Consider the following 16,356-nt stretch of genomic DNA (forward strand, 5'->3'; position numbering starts at 1 on the left):
CCACCCCGGCCGCCGCCCCCAAGGCGCAGACGGCGGCGATGCCGGCCTGCATGCTGGCGGCCACGTCCTGCTCGCTCAACCCGTCGATGACGATCTCCAGCACGCTCGAAACCTCCGGCGGCAGCGCGCTATGGGAGACGCCGCGCAGGGTCGGGCAATAGGCGTCGTTGGTGGAGGCGATCATGCCGGCATATTTGGCGCCCACCTTGGAGCCCGAGCGCACCACGCCGCCCGGAAACGGCATGATGGCGCCGGGCACGCGGGCCATGGCCTCCACCGCCGCCTCGGCCGCCGCAAGGGCTGCCGGACGCGAGCGGGCGAGGATGAGGAAATTCCCGCCGCCCACGGCAGCGGTGGTGGAGCCCACCACCTCGTCGCAGACGAACTCCCCCTCCATCACCGGCACCCGCCAGAAGCGGCGCCCGTCGATGGACTTGGCGATCTGGTGGCCGTCGCCGAAATAGCGCAGCGCCCGCCCCAGCGCGATGGCGGCCCCGCCCTCCAGCCCCGAATAGCAGGCGGAGGTGGGCGAGGTGAGCACGCATTGCCCGGCCCGCAGCGGCACCACCTTCTTCAGGTCCTTCAAGGACATGGCGAAGATGAGCACGGCATAGCCCGGCCGCCCGTCCGGGGTTTCGGCGGGGGCAAGCTCCCGCTCGATGGCGGCCTCGCAGCCGCAGCCGATGACCGAGGTGGCAAAGCCCGTCAGGCTCGCCGCGGCGGTATGTGCCCAGCGTGGGGTGTCGGCGGTGATGATGAGGCGCGTTCCCGCCATGGGAAACGCCTCGGCGAAGCTGTCGCGGATCTCGACGCCGTTGATGATCATCGCGGAAGAACTCATGGCGTCAGCTCCACGATTTCGGGGCCCTGTCCGTCACGGATCTCGCGGTCGGCGATCTGATAATGGCTCGCCTTCAGGCCCACCGCCTCGTCGAACCAGCGCTCAAGACGCTTGTCCATCAACGGATCGGAGGGGGGATGGACCGCATAGGTGCGCCCCTTTGTGAGGGCCACCACCTCGCCGTTCACCACCACCACCTCGCCGTCCTTCAGGACAAAGCGGGGCGCCGCGAACATGGCCTCGCGGTCGGCCTGCTCCTCGTAGAGCACCACGTCCGCGCGGGCGCCGGGGCCGAGATGGCCACGGTCCTTCAGGCCGAGGGTGCGGGCCGGCGCCGCGCGGGTCACCACCGCGATCTCCTCCAGCGTGTATTCGCGGGAAATCTCGGCGAGGCGGGTATGGGCCCTCGCCGCCTTGTGGATGCGGCCGAGGTGCGCGTCGCGGAACGGCTTGTCCATCAAGAGCCGGATGAGGTGGGGGTAGGAGGTGAAGGGGCCGCCATTGGGATGGTCGGTGGTGAGATACACCCGCCACGGGTCCTCGATGAGCAGGAACAGTTCCAGCCCGATGGCCCATTGCAGCGCGTTCACGAAGGAGGTGTCGCGATAATTGAACGGCACCACGCCGCAGGCCGCGTCCATCTCGATGTCCATGCCGATCCACTTCTTGGGATCGGCGATGCCATGATTGCGATACTGGGACATGAGGTCGGCCGAGGCGGTCACGGTCTGGCCGAACATGATCTGCCCCACGTCCACCGAGATGTGCGGATTGGCGTTCACCGCCTCCGCGATCTCGGCCGAGCCGGAGGAGAAGTGCCGGTCGCCCTCGGTGCCGTAGGAGTGGAACTGGATGTGGGTGAGATGGAGGGGGAAGCCCTCGCTCGCGCCGATGGTGGCGAGCGTCGTCTTCACGTTGCCGGGCACCCCCAGGTTGCAGCCGTGCAGGTGGATGGGGTGCGGCACCCCCAGTTCCGATACGGCGCGCTGAAGTGTGTTGAGGATTCGGCGCGGGGTGAGGCCGTAAAACGGCCCCGTCTCGTCAAGATCGAGGGCGCGGCCGTTGAACTTGAAGGCGTTGATGCCGCCGGGGTTCACGATCTTGATGGCGCAGCACTGGGTGGCCTTGAGCATCCAGGCCACATAGTCATTGATCGCCTGCTGGCCCTCGCTTTGGGCGATAAGGCGCAACAGGAAATCATCGTTCCCCAGCACCAGGAAGCCGCCGGTGTCGATGTTGGGGATGTCCGCCATCTCAAGGTGCGCGTGGCGGGCATTGGCCCCCACAACTGCCGGCTCGAACACGGCGGTGTAGCCCATTTGCGAGTAGCGGCAACCGGTTGCGTGGGTGGTGGGCACCGCCCGCCCGCCGCCGCAGCCGCAGAAATCGCCGAACGGCTCGGGATAGAGCGCCCGGTCCTCGTTCATCAGCAGGCGACCGAGATTGACCTTGCCGCCAGCGATGTGGCTGTGCAGGTCGATGCCCCCCGCGAGCACGATTGTGCCTGACGCGTCAACCACTTGCTCGCCCTGGACCGGCGGCGCGTCGGCGATGATGCGGCCATCCTCCAGAAGGAGGTCGCGAACCTGGTCGATGACATTGTTGGCGGGGTCGAACACGCGCCCACCGGTGATGCGCGTCCTCATGCACCCCTCCCGAACGACACAAGAATGGCCGCGGCCGCCTCGGCGACGCTGGGCAGCTCGGCTGGCCTAAGCGCCTGAAGCGGCAGGCAAACCACCGAATCCATGCGGAAGACGTGGCCGCCATGGTCCACCCCTGGCGTTCCCACCGGGATGAACACCTCCGGCTCCCGCGCGAACACTGTGTCGGGATGGGCGATGGCGATCACCGGCCCCCGGTCGAAATCCGGCGGCGCATCGGGCCGGAAGGCGCTGGCGTGCAGCAGCAGGTCGGCATCGTAAAGCGCTGCCGTCGTTGAATAAAGCTCAGGCACATGGCGCGCCGTGCCAGCCCCCACCGCCGTGCGCAGGGGATAGCCGAAGCGCCACAGGGCAAGTTGGTGCGCCCCGGTCACATTGTCCCGCCCGCCCAGCGGAAACACCGCCGCGCGGGTGGTGACGGAGAGGAGATCCACCGCCTCCGATGCCGCTCCGGCAACCACCGGCGCATCCTCTGCCGGCAGGCTGGCGGCGTTCCAGGTGAAGACGGCATAGCGCGCCGCCTTGAGCTGTTCCGCCAGCGCCGCGAGGGCCGTAACCGTCGCCTCCGGCAGGCCGCTGAGCCCGTCCACCGCACGCCCCGCGACAAGCGCCGACAGCACCGAAGCGGCAGTGGCAACCTCATGTTCAGCAACGATAATTTCCGTCACCGCGTGGGTCGCCAGGACCCGGCGCGAGGGCTCCGACAGCGACCCGCCGACGATGGCGATCTGCCGCCGTCCGGGGGCGGTGACGAAGAGCGGCGCGGCGTCCCCCTCCGCCCCTTTCCCGCGCACCGGAACGGCGCGGGAGAAGAAGCGGTTGAAGGCGGAGGCCGGATCATCGCCGAACACCACCATCACGTCGCAGCGGTTGCGCACCTCGGCGAGGGTGGCGGCGATCCAGCCTTTGCGGGCCAGGCGCTCCAGATTGGCGAACAGCCCGCTCGACGCCGCATGGTCGAGGCTGGCGCCCGATGCCATGGCGAGGTCGTACAGGCGGCGCAAGCCCTCCAGATCCGCGCCGAGGCCGCTGAAGGCGGCGGAGTGGGCGGCCTTTAGGTGCCCCGCGGCGGCTGCGGCCGCTTCCTCGAAAGTGGCCGGAGCGCCCTTGATGCGCGGCACGGGCGGCGGCGCCTCGCTGCGGGCGAGGAGGCGCGCGGCCTCGGGGCACGCCGTGCGCGGCGTGATAGCGCGACCGGCGACGGTCACCTCCAGATCATCGCATCCGAGGCCGCAGAAGCCGCAGACGACGTCTCGGACGGTGCGCGCGGCACCGCCGGTGATCGACTCTCCCGATATCATGGCGTCACCCGAAGGCGATGGCTGCGGGGCGGGCTGCGCCAGGTCCACGCAAGGGCGTAGAGCTGGCGCCGGTACCGGCCCTCGCATGTGAAAATGGGACGAAATGGACAGACGCAGAGCGTTGAGATGCCATGGCATTGCCTTGGGGGTTGAAGGTCCCGATCAAGACGCCGCGGCGGTTGCCCGCTTGTCGTTGCAGTGCGCTTCGGAAAACTCCGTGCGCCATGCGTCTGTTCTTGGAGAGGAAGCTAACATAGCCGCAGGGGGCAGAAAACCCGTCATCTATGCGGCAGATGCGAGCAGGTGTTGTGCGACGCGGTATCGAATTCTACTTGAAGCAGCGGACCTCGGCTTCCGCCTGGGCGCGGCGCAGTTCGGCGATGTTGTCCTCGTATTGGGGCGTGTTGCGGAAGATGCTCGCCGCCTGCCCCACGCCCTGCCGCATGGAAAGGATGGTCTCGGCCGCCACGTAACGGTCATACGGCAGGATGGAGGCCAGCGTGTCCACCGAGCAGGAACAACGGGTCATGGCTTCGCGCGACTGCCCGTTCGCCGCCATGCAGGCGATGACGTAATCGACACGCGCGGAGGTGGGATAGTCGTTGTCCGGGGTGGCGGCGAGCACCGCGCCGGCCGACACCAGCAGCAGGCCCGCCACCTCAAGAGCCCTTCGGATCATAGGCGATCGTCTCCTCCCAGAGCCGGCCGCCGGGGGCCTCGGCCGCGATCTCCATGCGCACGACCTCCCCCGGCACGCCCGGCGCCACATCGAATGTGTAGGTCAAGGTCTCAAGTCCGCGCATGCGGGCGGCGTTGGCGTCGCCCTCGAAGGGCTTCACGGTGACGCGCCAGCCCTTGAGCGTACGGCCATCCACGACGATGTCGGCGGGCTCCACCCGCGCCCGGTCGCGCAGGGCCGAGCGGATGGCGTTCTTGAAATAGCGCGGATTGCCCTTCAGCCGGCCGGACAGCTCGACGAGGTGATTCTCCAGGAACAGCATCAGCACCGGATTGGTGGTCGCCCCCTCGAAGGGGCCGGCGGCGCGGTGGCGCTCGGCGGCGAAGAAGTCCACCCGCACGTCGCGCGCATCGCTGCTGCCCGCGCCGGGTTCGATGATCAGGCGGATGCGGTCCTCGAAGGAGGGCCCGAGCTCCGCATCCGTCACCTTGCGCGCATAGACGTAAAAGAGGACGTCGCCGGGCCTCGTGGCGGCGAGCTGGGGCCGCTCGAACAGGAGATCCGCCGCCTCGGGCGGGGCGTTTTCGGTGGCGGCCTGCGCCTCGGCGGCGCGCGCAGGCAGGGGCTCCACCAGGAACCCGGCGGCGAACAGCGCCGCCGTCAGGAAGATGAACAGGCCGAAGATCCTGCGGGCGCTCACGATTTTGCTCCTTCCCGCCGGGGCACGGAAGCGCCGCCGATGGTGCGGTAGATGAAGTCCGGCGCCGGGCCCGCCGCCTCGGCGGTGGCCAGCGCCTCGACCCGGGCATGGAACGGGGATTTCGAGCAGGCCGGATCGGTGAGGCTGGCATCCCCCGCCAGCGCCATGGCCTGGCAGCGGCAGCCGCCGAAATCCATCTCCCGCCGGTCGCAGCTGCGGCACGGCTCGCGCATCCATTCGGTGCCGCGGAAGGCGTTGAAGGCCGGCGAGGCGCGCCAGATGTCCCCCAGAGCATGGTCGCGCACCGACCAGAATTCGAGGCCGGGAATGCTCTCCGCCGCATGGCAGGGCAGCACCCGGCCGGTGGGCGTGACATTCAGCGTGCGCCGCCCCCAGCCGCCGGAGCAGGGCTTGGGATAGCGGGCGTAATAGTCCGGGATGACCATGTCGATGACCAGCACGCCTTCCAGCCGCTTGCGCGCCTCCTCCACGATGGCGACGGAACGATCCACGTCGGGGCGCGCCGGCATCAGCGCGGCACGGTTGGCATAGGCCCAGCCGTAATACTGGGTGTGCGCCACCTCCAGCCGCCGCGCCTTCAGCGCCACGGCGAGGGCGATCATGTCCTCCACCTCGTGGATGTTGGCGCGATGGAACACCGCGTTCACCGTCAGCGGCAGGCCGAGGTCGGTGACCTGCGCGGCGAAGGCGAGCTTGGCGGCATGGCCGCCGGCATAGCCGCCGACCCGATCGGTGGTTTCAGCCTTGGCGCCCTGGAACGAGAGCTGCACATGGTCCAGCCCCGCCTCGGACAAGGCGGGCAGCATGGCGCCGGCGCGGCCGACGCCGGAGGTGATGAGATTGGTGTAGAGCCCCTCCGCCGCGCAATGGGCGGTGAGTTCCACAAGGTCAGCCCGCGCCGTGGGCTCGCCGCCGGAGAGATGGACATGCAGCACGCCGAGGGCCACCGCCTCGCTGAGCACGCGCTTCCAGGTGGCGGTGTCCAGCTCCGCCTCGCGGCGCTCCAGCTCCAGCGGGTTGGAGCAATAGGGACAGCGCAGGGGGCAGCGATGGGTCAGCTCGGCCAGGATACCGATGGGATGGCCGACAGGATGCACCGCCGCCGGGCGGGGCGCCGTCTCCTGATTCAGTTCGGCCGTGTCGTTGGTCATCGCTCGATCACCCGCCGCGCAATGAGGTCGCCGATCATGTCGCGCACGTCGGCGGCGATCACCTCGCGCTTTTCGTCGAAGCGCAGCGCCAGCTCATCCACGATCTGGCCGCAGGTGCGCTGGCCGTCCACCAGCTCCAGCACCGCAGCCGCGGTCTCGTCGATGTCGAACGCCCGCTCCGGGGCGAGCAGCACATGGCGCTCGCGCACCTGATCATACTTCAGTTTAACCCCGCGCGGCAGGCGCGGCACGTCGGTCTCTTCCGCCCGCATGGCTCAGCCGGCCTCGACGAGGGCGATGCCCGGCCGCCATGCGCCGGGCGCCGGCCAGCCGGGCTCCACATAAGCGAAATAAAGCGCATCGAGCTGCGCCCACAGGACTTCGGTCTTGAAGGTCAAGGCCCGGATAACGGCGCGCTGCTCGGCCACCGTGCGCGCGTTCTTCTTCACGTAGTCGAGGGCGAAATCGGCATCCTTGGGCGCCTGGTCAAGGCGGCGGCGGAAATAGGCGACAACACGCTCGGTGATGAAGTCGTAATTGGCCAGCATGCCCGAGATGCGCTCGGCATGGATGCCCGGCGCGAACAGCTCGGTGAGGGAGGAGGCCACCGCCTCCAGCAGCGAATGGTCAGCCACGAAGCGCACATAGGCCTCCACCGCGAACTTGGTGGCGGGCAGAGCGCCCTCCTTCGAGACCACATAGTCGCGGTTAAGGCCGAGGCCGTCGGTGAGCACCAACCAACGCTCGATGCCGCCGGAATCTTCACCAAATCCGTCATGGTCGGTGATGCGGTGCAGCCATTCGCGGCGCAGCTCCCGGTCGTCGCAGCGGCTCATGAGCGCCGCGTCCTTGCGGGGAATGGCGGACTGGTAACAATAGCGGTTGAGCGCCCAGGCGCGCACCTGGTCCCGGTTCAGCTTGCCGGCATGCAGCAGCTTATGGAACGGGTGGAGATTGTGGTAGCGGGTGGCTCCCACCTCCCGCAGCGCCGCTTCCAGCCCCTCGGGCGACAAAGGCTCGGACGGCGCGGGCAGGGGCGGGAAGGCCAGCGGCTCGGCGAGGGCGAGGAACGTCATAACGAGAACTCCATTCCGTCGCGGGCCACCGTCCAGCCGGCCTGCTCCACCTCCCGGCGCTCCTGCGAGTCGTCGACCAGCGCCGGATTGGTGTTGTTGATGTGGATGAAGACGCGCCGCGCCACCGGCACATCCTTAAGCAGCGCCACGGTGCCGTCGGCGCCGGACATGGAGAGGTGCCCCATGCGCGCGCCCGTCTTGGTACCGACGCCGGCGGTGATCATCTCGTCGTCGGAAAAGAGCGTGCCGTCGAAGAACAGAAGATCGGCCCCAGCGATGCGCTCCCGCACCGCCGGCGTCACCGCCGCGCAGCCGGGAATGTAGACGAGGCGCTTGTTCCCGCAGGTGATGGTGACGCCCACGGTGGAACCCGTCTCCTCGCCGATGACGAGGCTGGCATCCTCGCGCCAGAGTGGCACCTTTCCGGGCACGGTGAAGAAATCCATCCCGAGCCCCCGTGCCGGTGAGAAGGCCTCGCCGAACACGGCGGCGGTCCGGCTGACGAAGGCCGGCGCCACCACGTCGAACACCTGGTTCTGCTTGAGCAGGGAAAGCGTCTCCTCCGTCCCGTAGAGGGCGAAGGGCTGCGATTCCCGAAGCGAGAGCAGGCCGGCGATATGGTCCACGTCCCCGTTGGTGAGGACGACGGCGCGAATGGGGCTGTCGCGCTCGCCACTGCGGGGCCTGAGCGCCGGCGTGGCGGAAATCTGCGCCCGAAGATCGGGCGAGGCATTCAGCAGGACCCACTCCCTGCCGTCGGCGGAGACGGCGATGCTCGATTGGGTGCGCGGGGTGACGCGCGGGTCCCCCGACCAGGCCATGCGGCACACCGGACAGCGGCAGTTCCATTGGGGAACGCCGCCGCCGGCCGCCGAACCGAGAACGATCACCTGCATGATGCGACGAACGCTCCTGCCCTTTCGTTCCCGGCCACCGACCTCATTCGGATCAGAAATCGGCCGGCAGATAGGCGGTGACTTCCATGCCAACGCAGACTTCGCAGACCTGAGGCTTGTTCCAGCGCATGATGCTTCCTCCAGTTATATGCCCAAGATCTTTCTAAGAAGATCATAAGAACACTCTGCAATGACGAAGTTCATCGCAGTGAGGATAAATATTGGCGCTCGATTTGGTTCCCGCAAGCAAAATATGATGCTGCGGCGCAGCAGGCGCGACCGGCAATGCCGACGGCCCCGGTCGCTGACCGGCGCCGGGCGGGGTTCCGCTCAGGCGCCGCACGGGCTGTGATCCCGACGGGGTGCCGGGGCACGCTCACCGGCGGTCGGGATCAGTGGGCGCCCGCCGGCGCCGAGAGGTCCAGCATGAAGCCGCGGCCGCGCACCGTGGCCACCTGCGGCCCGCCGGCCCGGCTCACCGGAGCGAGCTTGGTGCGCAGGTAGCCCACATAGACGTCGACCACGTTCAGCGAGGCGCCGCCCTGGTTGGCCCAGAGCCGGTCGAAGATCTCGCCGCGGGGCACCGGGCGGTTGGGGGTTGCCATCAGCAGGGCCAGCAGCTCCGCCTCCCGTTCCGTCAGGCGGGCATGGATCTCCCCGAACAGGACGGTGCGGGTGGACTGGTCGAGCACCAGGCGCCCTGCGACAATGCGGCCCGCATGGCTGTCGCCGAGGCGGTGCAGCAGGTGGGCGCGCAGCCGCGCCACCAGCTCGGCGAACTCGAACGGTTTCACAATGTAGTCGTCGGCCCCGGCGCCGAGGCCCTCGGCGCGGTCGTGCACCTCGTCCTTGGCGGACAGGAACAGGATGGGGCCGGAATGTCCGGCGCTGCGCAACGCCCGGCACACGTCGATCCCCGAGCCGTCGGGCAGCATGATGTCGAGCACCACCGCGCAGGGATTGTACTGGCGCGCCGTGTCCAGCGCCTCGTCGGCGCGGCCCACCACGGTCACGTCGAAGCCTTCGGCCGAGAGCCCGCGGCTCAGCATCGCGCCGATGTCGCTGTCGTCCTCGACCACCAGAATGTTCATGTCTCCTCCTTGCCGGGCGGTGTTCCTTCAGGCGCCCGCACGTCGGCGGCGTCCTGGTGGGCCTGCGGCCGGGGCAGCATGATGACCACGCGGGTACCGCCCGCTTCTCCTTCTTCCAGTGTGATACGTCCACCGTGCCGCGTCACCACCCATTCCGCGAGCGCGAGGCCGAGGCCGAATCCGGTGCCGTCGCCGAACCGCTCGCCCCGCTCGAAGCGCCTGAACAGGCCGGCGCGCGCCTCCGGTGCGATGCCACGGCCGTCGTCCGTCACCGTGATCCGTTCCCCCGCCGTCCCGTCAGCGCCGGTCACGGTTGCGGCGGCGACGGTGATGCGCGTCACCTTGCCGCCATGGCGCAACGCGTTGTCGATGAGGCCCTCCACCACCTGCCTCAGCCATTCGCGGTCGGCATGGACCAGGGGACCCGGCGCTTCAGCGTCAAGGGTCAGGGTCACGCCTTGCCGGCGGGCCACGTTCTCGAAGCCGGCGAGGGCGTCGGCGAGAAGCGGCACCAGCGGCACATCCTGGAACACCAGCTCGATCTCCCCGCTTTCGGAACGGGCCACGCGCAGCAGGTCCTCGACCCGGCGGTGCAGGCGCCCGGCGCGCTTGCGGATGGTGGCGAGCACCGAGCGGCTCAGCTCCTCGGGAATGGCGGGGGCACGCTGGGTCACGTCGCATTCACCGATGATGACGGTGAGCGGCGTGCGCAGCTCGTGGCTCACATCGGTAAAGAACCGCCGGCGGGACGCGTCGATGGCGGCAAGCCGGGCATTGGCGGCGGTGAGGTCGGCGGTGCGCTCGGCGATGGTCTTCTCCAGCACAGCGCGATCCTCCACCACCCGCCGTTCCCGGCGACCGAGGCGCGCGGCCATGCGGTTGAAGCGCGCCGTCAGCACACCCAATTCGTCACGCGGGCCGATGGCGAGGCGGGTGTCGAGGTCGCCGCGGCCGATGGCGGCCGCCGCCCGGTCGATCTCGCCCAGCCGGGTCAGAAGCGGCCGGGCCACCGCCCGGTAGAGAACCACCACCGCCGCGAGCACAAGAGTGGCGAGCGCCACCGCCCCCACCCTGAGGCGGAAAGACAGCGCCAGCGCCTCTTCGCGCGCGCTCGTGACGGCGCGGCGCTCGCTCTCCACGAGGAGCGACAGGGTGGGGCCGGCGGAGGCGGCAAAACCGTTGAGCGCGCCGCGCACACGGTCACCGCGGCGGGGGGCGTCCATGTCCGCCACGGCGGCGGAGATCTGGCGGTCGAGCACGATGAAGTCCGCCCGCAGATGAGCGAGCATGCGCTCGCGCGGGCGGATGCCCAGGTTCGGAGCCGGCCCGGTCGCCGCCGCGCGCACGGTGGCCGCCTCCAGCACGGCGGAGACGCGGGAACGCGCATCCTCCATGCGTCCGCGATCCGCGCCGGGGCTTTCGGCGGCGGCCACGGCGGCGAGGCCGAAATCGGAGAGGCGGGCCGACATCTCGGTGAGCAGGTCCAGCCTCTGCTGGGCCGCAACGGTCGCCTCGAGGGCGCGGTCCGCCGCGCCCACCGCGAGCAGAAGCCCCACGGCGGCGAGGATGGCGAAGGACGCCGCCGCGCCACTCAGGGCGGCAAGCTTGAAGCGGATGGATCTCATCGCCCTTGGCCGGCTTCCTCCCGCGGCACCCTGTCGGTGCGCTTGTCCGCTTTTAGAGCGTTTTCGGGCCGGGTGGATACCGGTTCCAAGGAAGAAACGCGGCCGGGCACCGGAACGCCGGGCACAAACGGAAACGCCGCCGGTTGCGCGCGGCAGCCGGCGGCGTCCTGTCAGGTCGCGATGGCGTCAGGCGATCAGGCCTGGACGCGCTGGCCTTCCGCCTGCATGCGCTGCTGGTACAGGGCGGCGAAATCCACCGGGTCGATCATCAGGGGCGGGAAGCCGCCATTGCGCACCGCGTCGGCGATGATCTGCCGGGCGAAGGGGAAGAGCAGGCGCGGGCACTCGATCAGCGCCACCGGCTGCAGGCTCTGCTCGGGCACGTTGAGGATGCGGAACACGCCCGCATAGACCAGCTCGAAGGCGAACAGGGTGTTGCCCTCGACGCTGGCGCCACCGTCGATCTTCAGCTCGATCTCGAACTCGCCATTGCCGCCGGGACGGGCATTGACGTGGATCTGGATGTTCACGTCGGGCTGGCTCGGCGGCGCGGCGAGCGAGCGCGGCGCGTTCGGGTTCTCGAACGAGAAATCCTTCGTGTACTGCGCGAGCACGTTCAGCGACGGCGCCGCATTCTGGGTGGGGCCGCCATTCTGCGTGGCCATGCGCATCTCCATTTCAAGCGTTGATTGGTGGCACCGATGGATGCCCTAAAAGCGCGGCGCTGCTACCATGCTTTACGCTTCAGGTGCAAGGATCGGCGCCGGAAGAGCCGCGCCTGCAATCCCGGCGCGGCAGGACGAGGAGACAAGATGATGGACGAGGACAGGCCCGCGCCGCCGCGCAAGCCCTTGAGCGAGGCCGCGAAACGCGCGCTCGCCGAGGCCGAGGCCCGGCGCGCCGCCATGGATGCGGCGGTCAAGGATCGCCCGAAGGAAATCAACGGCCGCGACGGGCCCGAGCCGGTGCGCTACGGCGACTGGGAGGTGGGGGGCATCGCGTCCGACTTCTGAGCCGCGACGCCCCAGCCGTTGGGTGAGCGGAGGAAGTCCTCAGCCCACCAGCGCCAGGCCGATGAGCCCGGCAATGCCGACAACGATGCGCCACCAGCCGAACGGCGCGTAGCCGTGCTTGGCAACGAAATCGAGCAGGGTCCGCACCACCACCACCGCCGCGCAGAAGGCTGCGACGAAGCCGATGACGATGAGCAGGCCATCGTCAAAGGAGAGATTGTTGCGGTTCTTGTAGAGGTCGTAGACGAAGGCGCCGAACATGGTGGGCAGAGCGAGGAAGAAGGAGAATTCCGCCGCCGCCCTCTTGTCCACGCCCATGAGCATCCCGCCCACGATGGTGGAGCCCGAGCGCGACATGCCGGGGATCATGGCCAGGCACTGGAAGAAGCCGATCTTGAGCGCCAGCGTCATGGGCAGGCCCATGGCGTTGTTGTAGCGCGGCTCAGGCACCACCTTGTCGATGAACAGGAGGACGATGCCGCCCAGGATCAGCGTCACGCAGATGAGGGCGGGCGTCTCGAACAGCACGCTCTTGATGAAACCGTGGGCCAGCGCCCCGATCACCGCCGCCGGCAGGAAGGCGACGATGATGCCGAGCACGAAGCGCCGCGCGCCCGGATTGGTGGGCAGCTGCTGCGCCACCTTGAGGAAGCGCTGGAAATAGACGGTGAGGATGGCGAGCACCGCGCCGAGCTGGATCAGCACCTCGAAGGTGTGGCCGGTGCTCTCGAAGCCGAGGAAATGCCCCGCAAGCAGGATGTGGGCGGTCGAGGAGACGGGGATGAACTCCGTCAGCCCCTCCAGAAGGCCGAGAACGAGGGCTTCGAGCATATCGCCGAGGGTCATGGTTCAGATCGTCCGGAAGGCGGAAAGGAGGGCGCATCCTGTTCTCTCCCCTTCGCAGGTGCAATCGCGCGCCCGCGAAGGGAGACGCCACGCACGGCCTCAGCAAGCTATTTCCCCGGCGCCTGTGGCGTCGGCGCCACAGGCGATCTTGCCGCAACGGCAGTCTTATGCATTGAATTGACTTAGGATTTTGGATTTGACCCAGGCGGGCTCGTAGCATTCCGTTTACGATAATTTGCCGCGCCGGGGGCCGCCCGACGCGCGCAAGCGAAATGCTGCACTGCGGTGGAACCAATCGGAAAGAATCGCGCTCTAAAACTTGAGGTCGCCGGGTGACTGGCCTTTTTCCCCCAACACCCCCGGCGAAATTGCGTCATGTATCTGCATCACCATCCGTTTTGCCCGCACTCCCGCTTTGTCCGCCTCCTCCTCGCCGAATACGGGCTCGAACCGGAGCTCGTGGAAGAGCGGGTGTGGGAGCGCCGGCCCGGCTTCCTCGCCCTCAATCCGGCCGGCGAGACGCCGGTGATCGTGGAGGAGATGGCCGCCTCGGTGCCCGGAGCCTCCATCATCGCCGAATGGCTCGACGAGACGCGCGGCCTCGCCCTCGGCGACCACCGCCTCTTGCCGGACTCTCCGGCGGCGCGAGTGGAGGTGCGCCGGCTCACCCAATGGTTCAACGAGAAGATGTATGTGGAGGCCACCGAGCCCCTAGTGCGCGAGCGCATCCACAAGCGCTACATGACGCGCGAGCAGGGCGGCGGCTCGCCCGATGCCACATCCCTGCGCATGGGGCGCAGTAATCTGCGCTATCATTTGAAATATATCGGATGGCTGGCCAAGGCGCGCAAATGGCTCGCCGGGGAGAAGCTGAGTCAGGCCGACCTTGCCGCCGCCGCGCATCTCTCGGTGGCCGACTATCTGGGCGACGTGCCGTGGGACGAGGACGATCACGCGAGGGACTGGTACGCGCGCATCAAGTCGCGCCCGACCTTCCGCGCGCTCCTGACCGAGAGCATTCCGGGCATGCCGCCCTCCAAGACCTACGCGGACCTCGACTTCTGACCGAGGCGGCCGGCGCCCCTCTTGAGGAGATCATCGCCGGCCTCGCCCGTTCGGAAGGCTTCGATGCCGTCGGCATCGCCCGCGCGGATGCCGTCCCCGAGGCCGGTGCCCGGCTCAAAGCGTGGGTCGCCGGCGGCGCCCAGGGCGACATGGGCTGGATGGCCGAGACGCTGGAGCGCCGGGCCGATCCCGCCGTGCTGTGGCCGGCCATGCGCTCCGTCATCATGCTGGGGCTCAATTACGGCCCCGCGGAAGACCCCCGCACGGTGCTGGCCCGGCCCTCAGCGGGTGCCATCTCCGTCTATGCGCGGGCGGAGGACTACCACGACATCATCAAGCCCAAGCTGAAGCGCGTCGCCCGCGCTTTGCTCGCCGAGGCGCAACGGCGCGGCCTTGAGGGCGACGTGAAGGTGTTCGTGGATACCGCCCCGCTCATGGAGAAGCCGCTGGCCGCGGCGGCGGGGCTCGGCTGGCAGGGCCGGCACACCAACCTGGTCTCGCGCGATTTCGGCTCCTGGCTGTTCCTCGGCGCCATCGCCACCACACTGGAGCTCAAGCCGTCCGCGCCGGAGAAGGACCATTGCGGCTCCTGCCGCGCCTGCCTCGACGCCTGCCCCACGGCCGCCTTTCCTGCCCCCTACGTCATCAATGCGCGGCGTTGCATCTCCTACCTCACCATTGAGCACAAGGGTCCGATCCCGCGCGACCTGCGCCCCCTCATGGGCAACCGTATCTATGGCTGCGACGATTGCCTCGCCGCCTGCCCGTGGAACAAGTTCGCGGAACTCGGGCGCGAAATGAAGCTCGCCGCGCGGGCGGAGAATGACGCCCCGCCCCTTGCCGAACTCGTCGCGCTGGACGATGCCGCCTTCCGCGCCCGCTTCCCCAAAAGCCCCATCAAGCGGGTAGGACGCGACCGCTTCGTGCGCAACGTGCTGATGGCCATCGGAAATGCGGGGGATGCGGCGCTGCTGCCCCAGGTGGAGGCCCGGCTCTCGGACCAAGCGCCGCTCGTGCGCGGGGCCGCCGTCTGGGCGTTCGGGCGGCTGGCCGGCCCACAGGCCCTCGCCACGCGCGCTGCGGCGGCGCTGATGCAGGAAGAAGACGCGGCGGTACGGACGGAATGGGAAGCCGGTGAGGTCCACCCGGCCTAAGTTCCACCGCCCATCGCGCGGGCGCTGTTTCCAACCGGCGCGTTTGCCAGTAGGATTGCCACCTCACGAACCATGAGGGGGGCGACAAGAGCTGGCGTCACGATCGCGTCGCGCCCACGCGCGAAGATCGACGGCGACAGAACAGGCAACATGCACGAGCCCCGCAAGCTTTATGTGAAGTCCTTCGGCTGCCAGATGAACGTCTACGATTCCCATCGTATGGCGGACACGCTGGCGCGCGAGGGCTTCGTGGAGACGCAGGACCCGGCCGCGGCCGATCTGGTCATCCTCAACACCTGCCATATCCGCGAGAAGGCCGCCGAGAAGGTCTATTCGGAGCTGGGCCGCCTGCGCAAACAGAAGCAGGAGGCCGGCTCCGACACCATGATCGCGGTGGCGGGCTGCGTCGCCCAGGCCGAAGGCGCCGAGATCATGCGCCGCGCGCCGGTGGTGGACCTCGTGGTCGGCCCCCAGAGCTACCATCGCCTGCCCGAGCTGCTGGCCGAGGCCAAGGCCGGCAAGCGGGTGGTGGACACCGAATTCCCGGCCGAGGACAAGTTCGACCACCTGCCCGCCCCGACGCGGGCGGCGACCCGCTCCCGCGGGCCAGCGGCCTTCGTCACCGTGCAGGAAGGCTGCGACAAGTTCTGCACCTTCTGCGTGGTGCCCTATACCCGCGGCGCGGAGGTCTCCCGCCCGGCCGCCAAGATCATGGACGAGGCGGCGCGGCTGGTGGACCAGGGCGTGCGCGAGATCACCCTCATCGGCCAGAACGTCAACGCCTTCCACGGCGCGGGGCCGGACGGCACCAGCTGGAGCCTCGCCCGGCTCATGGAGCGCATGGCCGGCCTCGATGGGCTCGCCCGGCTGCGCTACACCACCTCCCACCCGCGCGACATGAGCGACGACCTCATCGCCGCCCACCGCGATTTGCCCCAGCTGATGCCCTATCTGCACCTGCCGGTGCAGTCGGGCTCCGACCGCATCCTCGCCGCCATGAACCGCAGGCATGGCCGCGACGCCTTCTTCGCCATCATCGACAAGATGCGGAAGGCGCGGCCGGACATGGCTTTGTCGTCCGATTTCATCGTCGGCTTCCCCGGCGAGACGGAACAGGACTTCGAGGACACGATCGACCTCGTCCGCCGGGTGGGCTTCGCCAGCGCCTATTCCTTCAAGTACAGCCCCCGCCCCGGCACCCCCGCCGCCGACCATGAGGCGCAGGTGCCGGAG

General features: G+C 68.9%; 18 protein-coding genes. 4 read left to right on the plus strand and 14 right to left on the minus strand.

Annotated features, from left to right (window positions below):
- From fhcD to secB, 13 genes are all read right to left on the minus strand, one after another.
- Positions 1 to 826: formylmethanofuran--tetrahydromethanopterin N-formyltransferase (gene fhcD, locus K9U40_RS17895; protein WP_282891507.1), on the minus strand; the 826-nt coding region annotated here is incomplete at its 3' end.
- An 11-nt stretch (positions 827 to 837) separates the two neighbouring features.
- Positions 838 to 2,487 carry a formylmethanofuran dehydrogenase subunit A gene (locus K9U40_RS17900; RefSeq protein ID WP_282891494.1) on the minus strand — a complete coding sequence of 550 codons (1,650 nt, stop codon included), beginning with the start codon at positions 2,485 to 2,487 and terminating at the stop codon, positions 838 to 840.
- Positions 2,484 to 3,713: a formylmethanofuran dehydrogenase gene (locus K9U40_RS17905; protein WP_282891495.1), complete on the minus strand. Its 1,230-nt coding sequence runs from the start codon at positions 3,711 to 3,713 to the stop codon at positions 2,484 to 2,486. The genes K9U40_RS17900 and K9U40_RS17905 overlap by 4 nt, the downstream gene beginning before the upstream one ends.
- Positions 3,714 to 4,134: 421 nt before the next feature.
- On the minus strand, positions 4,135 to 4,485 hold the full coding sequence (locus tag K9U40_RS17910; RefSeq protein WP_282891496.1) for a hypothetical protein: 351 nt from the start codon (positions 4,483 to 4,485) through the stop codon (positions 4,135 to 4,137).
- The gene (locus K9U40_RS17915) at positions 4,466 to 5,185 is read right to left on the minus strand and encodes a hypothetical protein (protein ID WP_282891497.1); all 720 of its coding nucleotides are present in this window, start codon (positions 5,183 to 5,185) and stop codon (positions 4,466 to 4,468) included. Before K9U40_RS17915 ends, K9U40_RS17910 begins: the two co-directional genes overlap by 20 nt.
- On the minus strand, positions 5,182 to 6,336 hold the full coding sequence (gene pqqE / locus K9U40_RS17920) for a pyrroloquinoline quinone biosynthesis protein PqqE (RefSeq protein ID WP_282891508.1): 1,155 nt from the start codon (positions 6,334 to 6,336) through the stop codon (positions 5,182 to 5,184). The genes K9U40_RS17915 and pqqE overlap by 4 nt, the downstream gene beginning before the upstream one ends.
- A gap of 17 nt (positions 6,337 to 6,353) precedes the next feature.
- A complete protein-coding gene (gene pqqD, locus K9U40_RS17925; RefSeq protein ID WP_282891498.1) occupies positions 6,354 to 6,629 on the minus strand; it encodes a pyrroloquinoline quinone biosynthesis peptide chaperone PqqD in 276 nt (91 codons plus the stop codon).
- 3 nt (positions 6,630 to 6,632) lie between these two features.
- Complete coding sequence (pqqC, locus tag K9U40_RS17930) at positions 6,633 to 7,433, minus strand: pyrroloquinoline-quinone synthase PqqC (RefSeq protein WP_282891499.1); 801 nt, start codon at positions 7,431 to 7,433, stop codon at positions 6,633 to 6,635.
- Positions 7,430 to 8,329, minus strand: coding sequence for a pyrroloquinoline quinone biosynthesis protein PqqB (gene pqqB, locus K9U40_RS17935; RefSeq protein WP_282891500.1), 900 nt, complete (start codon positions 8,327 to 8,329; stop codon positions 7,430 to 7,432). The genes pqqC and pqqB overlap by 4 nt, the downstream gene beginning before the upstream one ends.
- A 52-nt stretch (positions 8,330 to 8,381) precedes the next feature.
- Positions 8,382 to 8,459 carry a pyrroloquinoline quinone precursor peptide PqqA gene (gene pqqA, locus K9U40_RS24845; RefSeq protein ID WP_081437156.1) on the minus strand — a complete coding sequence of 26 codons (78 nt, stop codon included), beginning with the start codon at positions 8,457 to 8,459 and terminating at the stop codon, positions 8,382 to 8,384.
- Positions 8,460 to 8,721: 262 nt separating this feature from the next.
- Complete coding sequence (locus tag K9U40_RS17940; RefSeq protein WP_282891501.1) at positions 8,722 to 9,420, minus strand: response regulator transcription factor; 699 nt, start codon at positions 9,418 to 9,420, stop codon at positions 8,722 to 8,724.
- Positions 9,417 to 11,045, minus strand: a complete 1,629-nt coding sequence (locus K9U40_RS17945) for a sensor histidine kinase (RefSeq protein ID WP_282891502.1) — start codon at positions 11,043 to 11,045, stop codon at positions 9,417 to 9,419. The genes K9U40_RS17940 and K9U40_RS17945 overlap by 4 nt, the downstream gene beginning before the upstream one ends.
- Before the next feature lie 194 nt (positions 11,046 to 11,239).
- On the minus strand, positions 11,240 to 11,710 hold the full coding sequence (gene secB / locus K9U40_RS17950) for a protein-export chaperone SecB (RefSeq protein ID WP_282891503.1): 471 nt from the start codon (positions 11,708 to 11,710) through the stop codon (positions 11,240 to 11,242).
- A 150-nt stretch (positions 11,711 to 11,860) separates the two neighbouring features.
- Between secB and K9U40_RS17955 the strand changes: the two genes are divergently transcribed.
- Entirely contained in the window at positions 11,861 to 12,058 is a 198-nt protein-coding gene (locus tag K9U40_RS17955; protein ID WP_282891509.1) for a DUF1674 domain-containing protein, read from the plus strand.
- A gap of 39 nt (positions 12,059 to 12,097) precedes the next feature.
- Here the strand turns inward: K9U40_RS17955 and K9U40_RS17960 are convergent, their stop codons facing one another.
- Complete coding sequence (locus K9U40_RS17960; protein ID WP_282891504.1) at positions 12,098 to 12,904, minus strand: undecaprenyl-diphosphate phosphatase; 807 nt, start codon at positions 12,902 to 12,904, stop codon at positions 12,098 to 12,100.
- Positions 12,905 to 13,279: 375 nt separating this feature from the next.
- Here K9U40_RS17960 and K9U40_RS17965 point away from each other — a divergent pair, with 375 nt between their 5' ends.
- From K9U40_RS17965 to miaB, 3 genes are all read left to right on the plus strand, one after another.
- On the plus strand, positions 13,280 to 13,969 hold the full coding sequence (locus tag K9U40_RS17965; protein WP_282891505.1) for a glutathione S-transferase family protein: 690 nt from the start codon (positions 13,280 to 13,282) through the stop codon (positions 13,967 to 13,969).
- Positions 13,966 to 15,123, plus strand: a complete 1,158-nt coding sequence (gene queG / locus K9U40_RS17970; protein WP_282891510.1) for a tRNA epoxyqueuosine(34) reductase QueG — start codon at positions 13,966 to 13,968, stop codon at positions 15,121 to 15,123. Before K9U40_RS17965 ends, queG begins: the two co-directional genes overlap by 4 nt.
- A 150-nt stretch (positions 15,124 to 15,273) precedes the next feature.
- On the plus strand, positions 15,274 to 16,356 hold a 1,083-nt coding region (miaB, locus tag K9U40_RS17975; protein WP_282891506.1), incomplete at its 3' end, for a tRNA (N6-isopentenyl adenosine(37)-C2)-methylthiotransferase MiaB.

The sequence above is a fragment of the Xanthobacter autotrophicus genome (assembly GCF_030015065.1).
GTDB lineage: Bacteria > Pseudomonadota > Alphaproteobacteria > Rhizobiales > Xanthobacteraceae > Xanthobacter > Xanthobacter autotrophicus_D.

Coding starts and splice junctions, on each gene's coding strand:
- pqqC (WP_282891499.1), bottom strand. CDS start 7,433: ATGACGTTCCTCGCCCTCGCCGAGCCGCTGGCCTTCCCGCCCCTGCCC.
- K9U40_RS17945 (WP_282891502.1), bottom strand. CDS start 11,045: ATGAGATCCATCCGCTTCAAGCTTGCCGCCCTGAGTGGCGCGGCGGCG.
- K9U40_RS17955 (WP_282891509.1), top strand. CDS start 11,861: ATGGACGAGGACAGGCCCGCGCCGCCGCGCAAGCCCTTGAGCGAGGCC.
- K9U40_RS17940 (WP_282891501.1), bottom strand. CDS start 9,420: ATGAACATTCTGGTGGTCGAGGACGACAGCGACATCGGCGCGATGCTG.
- pqqA (WP_081437156.1), bottom strand. CDS start 8,459: ATGCGCTGGAACAAGCCTCAGGTCTGCGAAGTCTGCGTTGGCATGGAA.
- pqqD (WP_282891498.1), bottom strand. CDS start 6,629: ATGCGGGCGGAAGAGACCGACGTGCCGCGCCTGCCGCGCGGGGTTAAA.
- K9U40_RS17965 (WP_282891505.1), top strand. CDS start 13,280: ATGTATCTGCATCACCATCCGTTTTGCCCGCACTCCCGCTTTGTCCGC.
- K9U40_RS17960 (WP_282891504.1), bottom strand. CDS start 12,904: ATGACCCTCGGCGATATGCTCGAAGCCCTCGTTCTCGGCCTTCTGGAG.
- K9U40_RS17900 (WP_282891494.1), bottom strand. CDS start 2,487: ATGAGGACGCGCATCACCGGTGGGCGCGTGTTCGACCCCGCCAACAAT.
- K9U40_RS17910 (WP_282891496.1), bottom strand. CDS start 4,485: ATGATCCGAAGGGCTCTTGAGGTGGCGGGCCTGCTGCTGGTGTCGGCC.
- secB (WP_282891503.1), bottom strand. CDS start 11,710: ATGGCCACGCAGAATGGCGGCCCCACCCAGAATGCGGCGCCGTCGCTG.
- pqqB (WP_282891500.1), bottom strand. CDS start 8,329: ATGCAGGTGATCGTTCTCGGTTCGGCGGCCGGCGGCGGCGTTCCCCAA.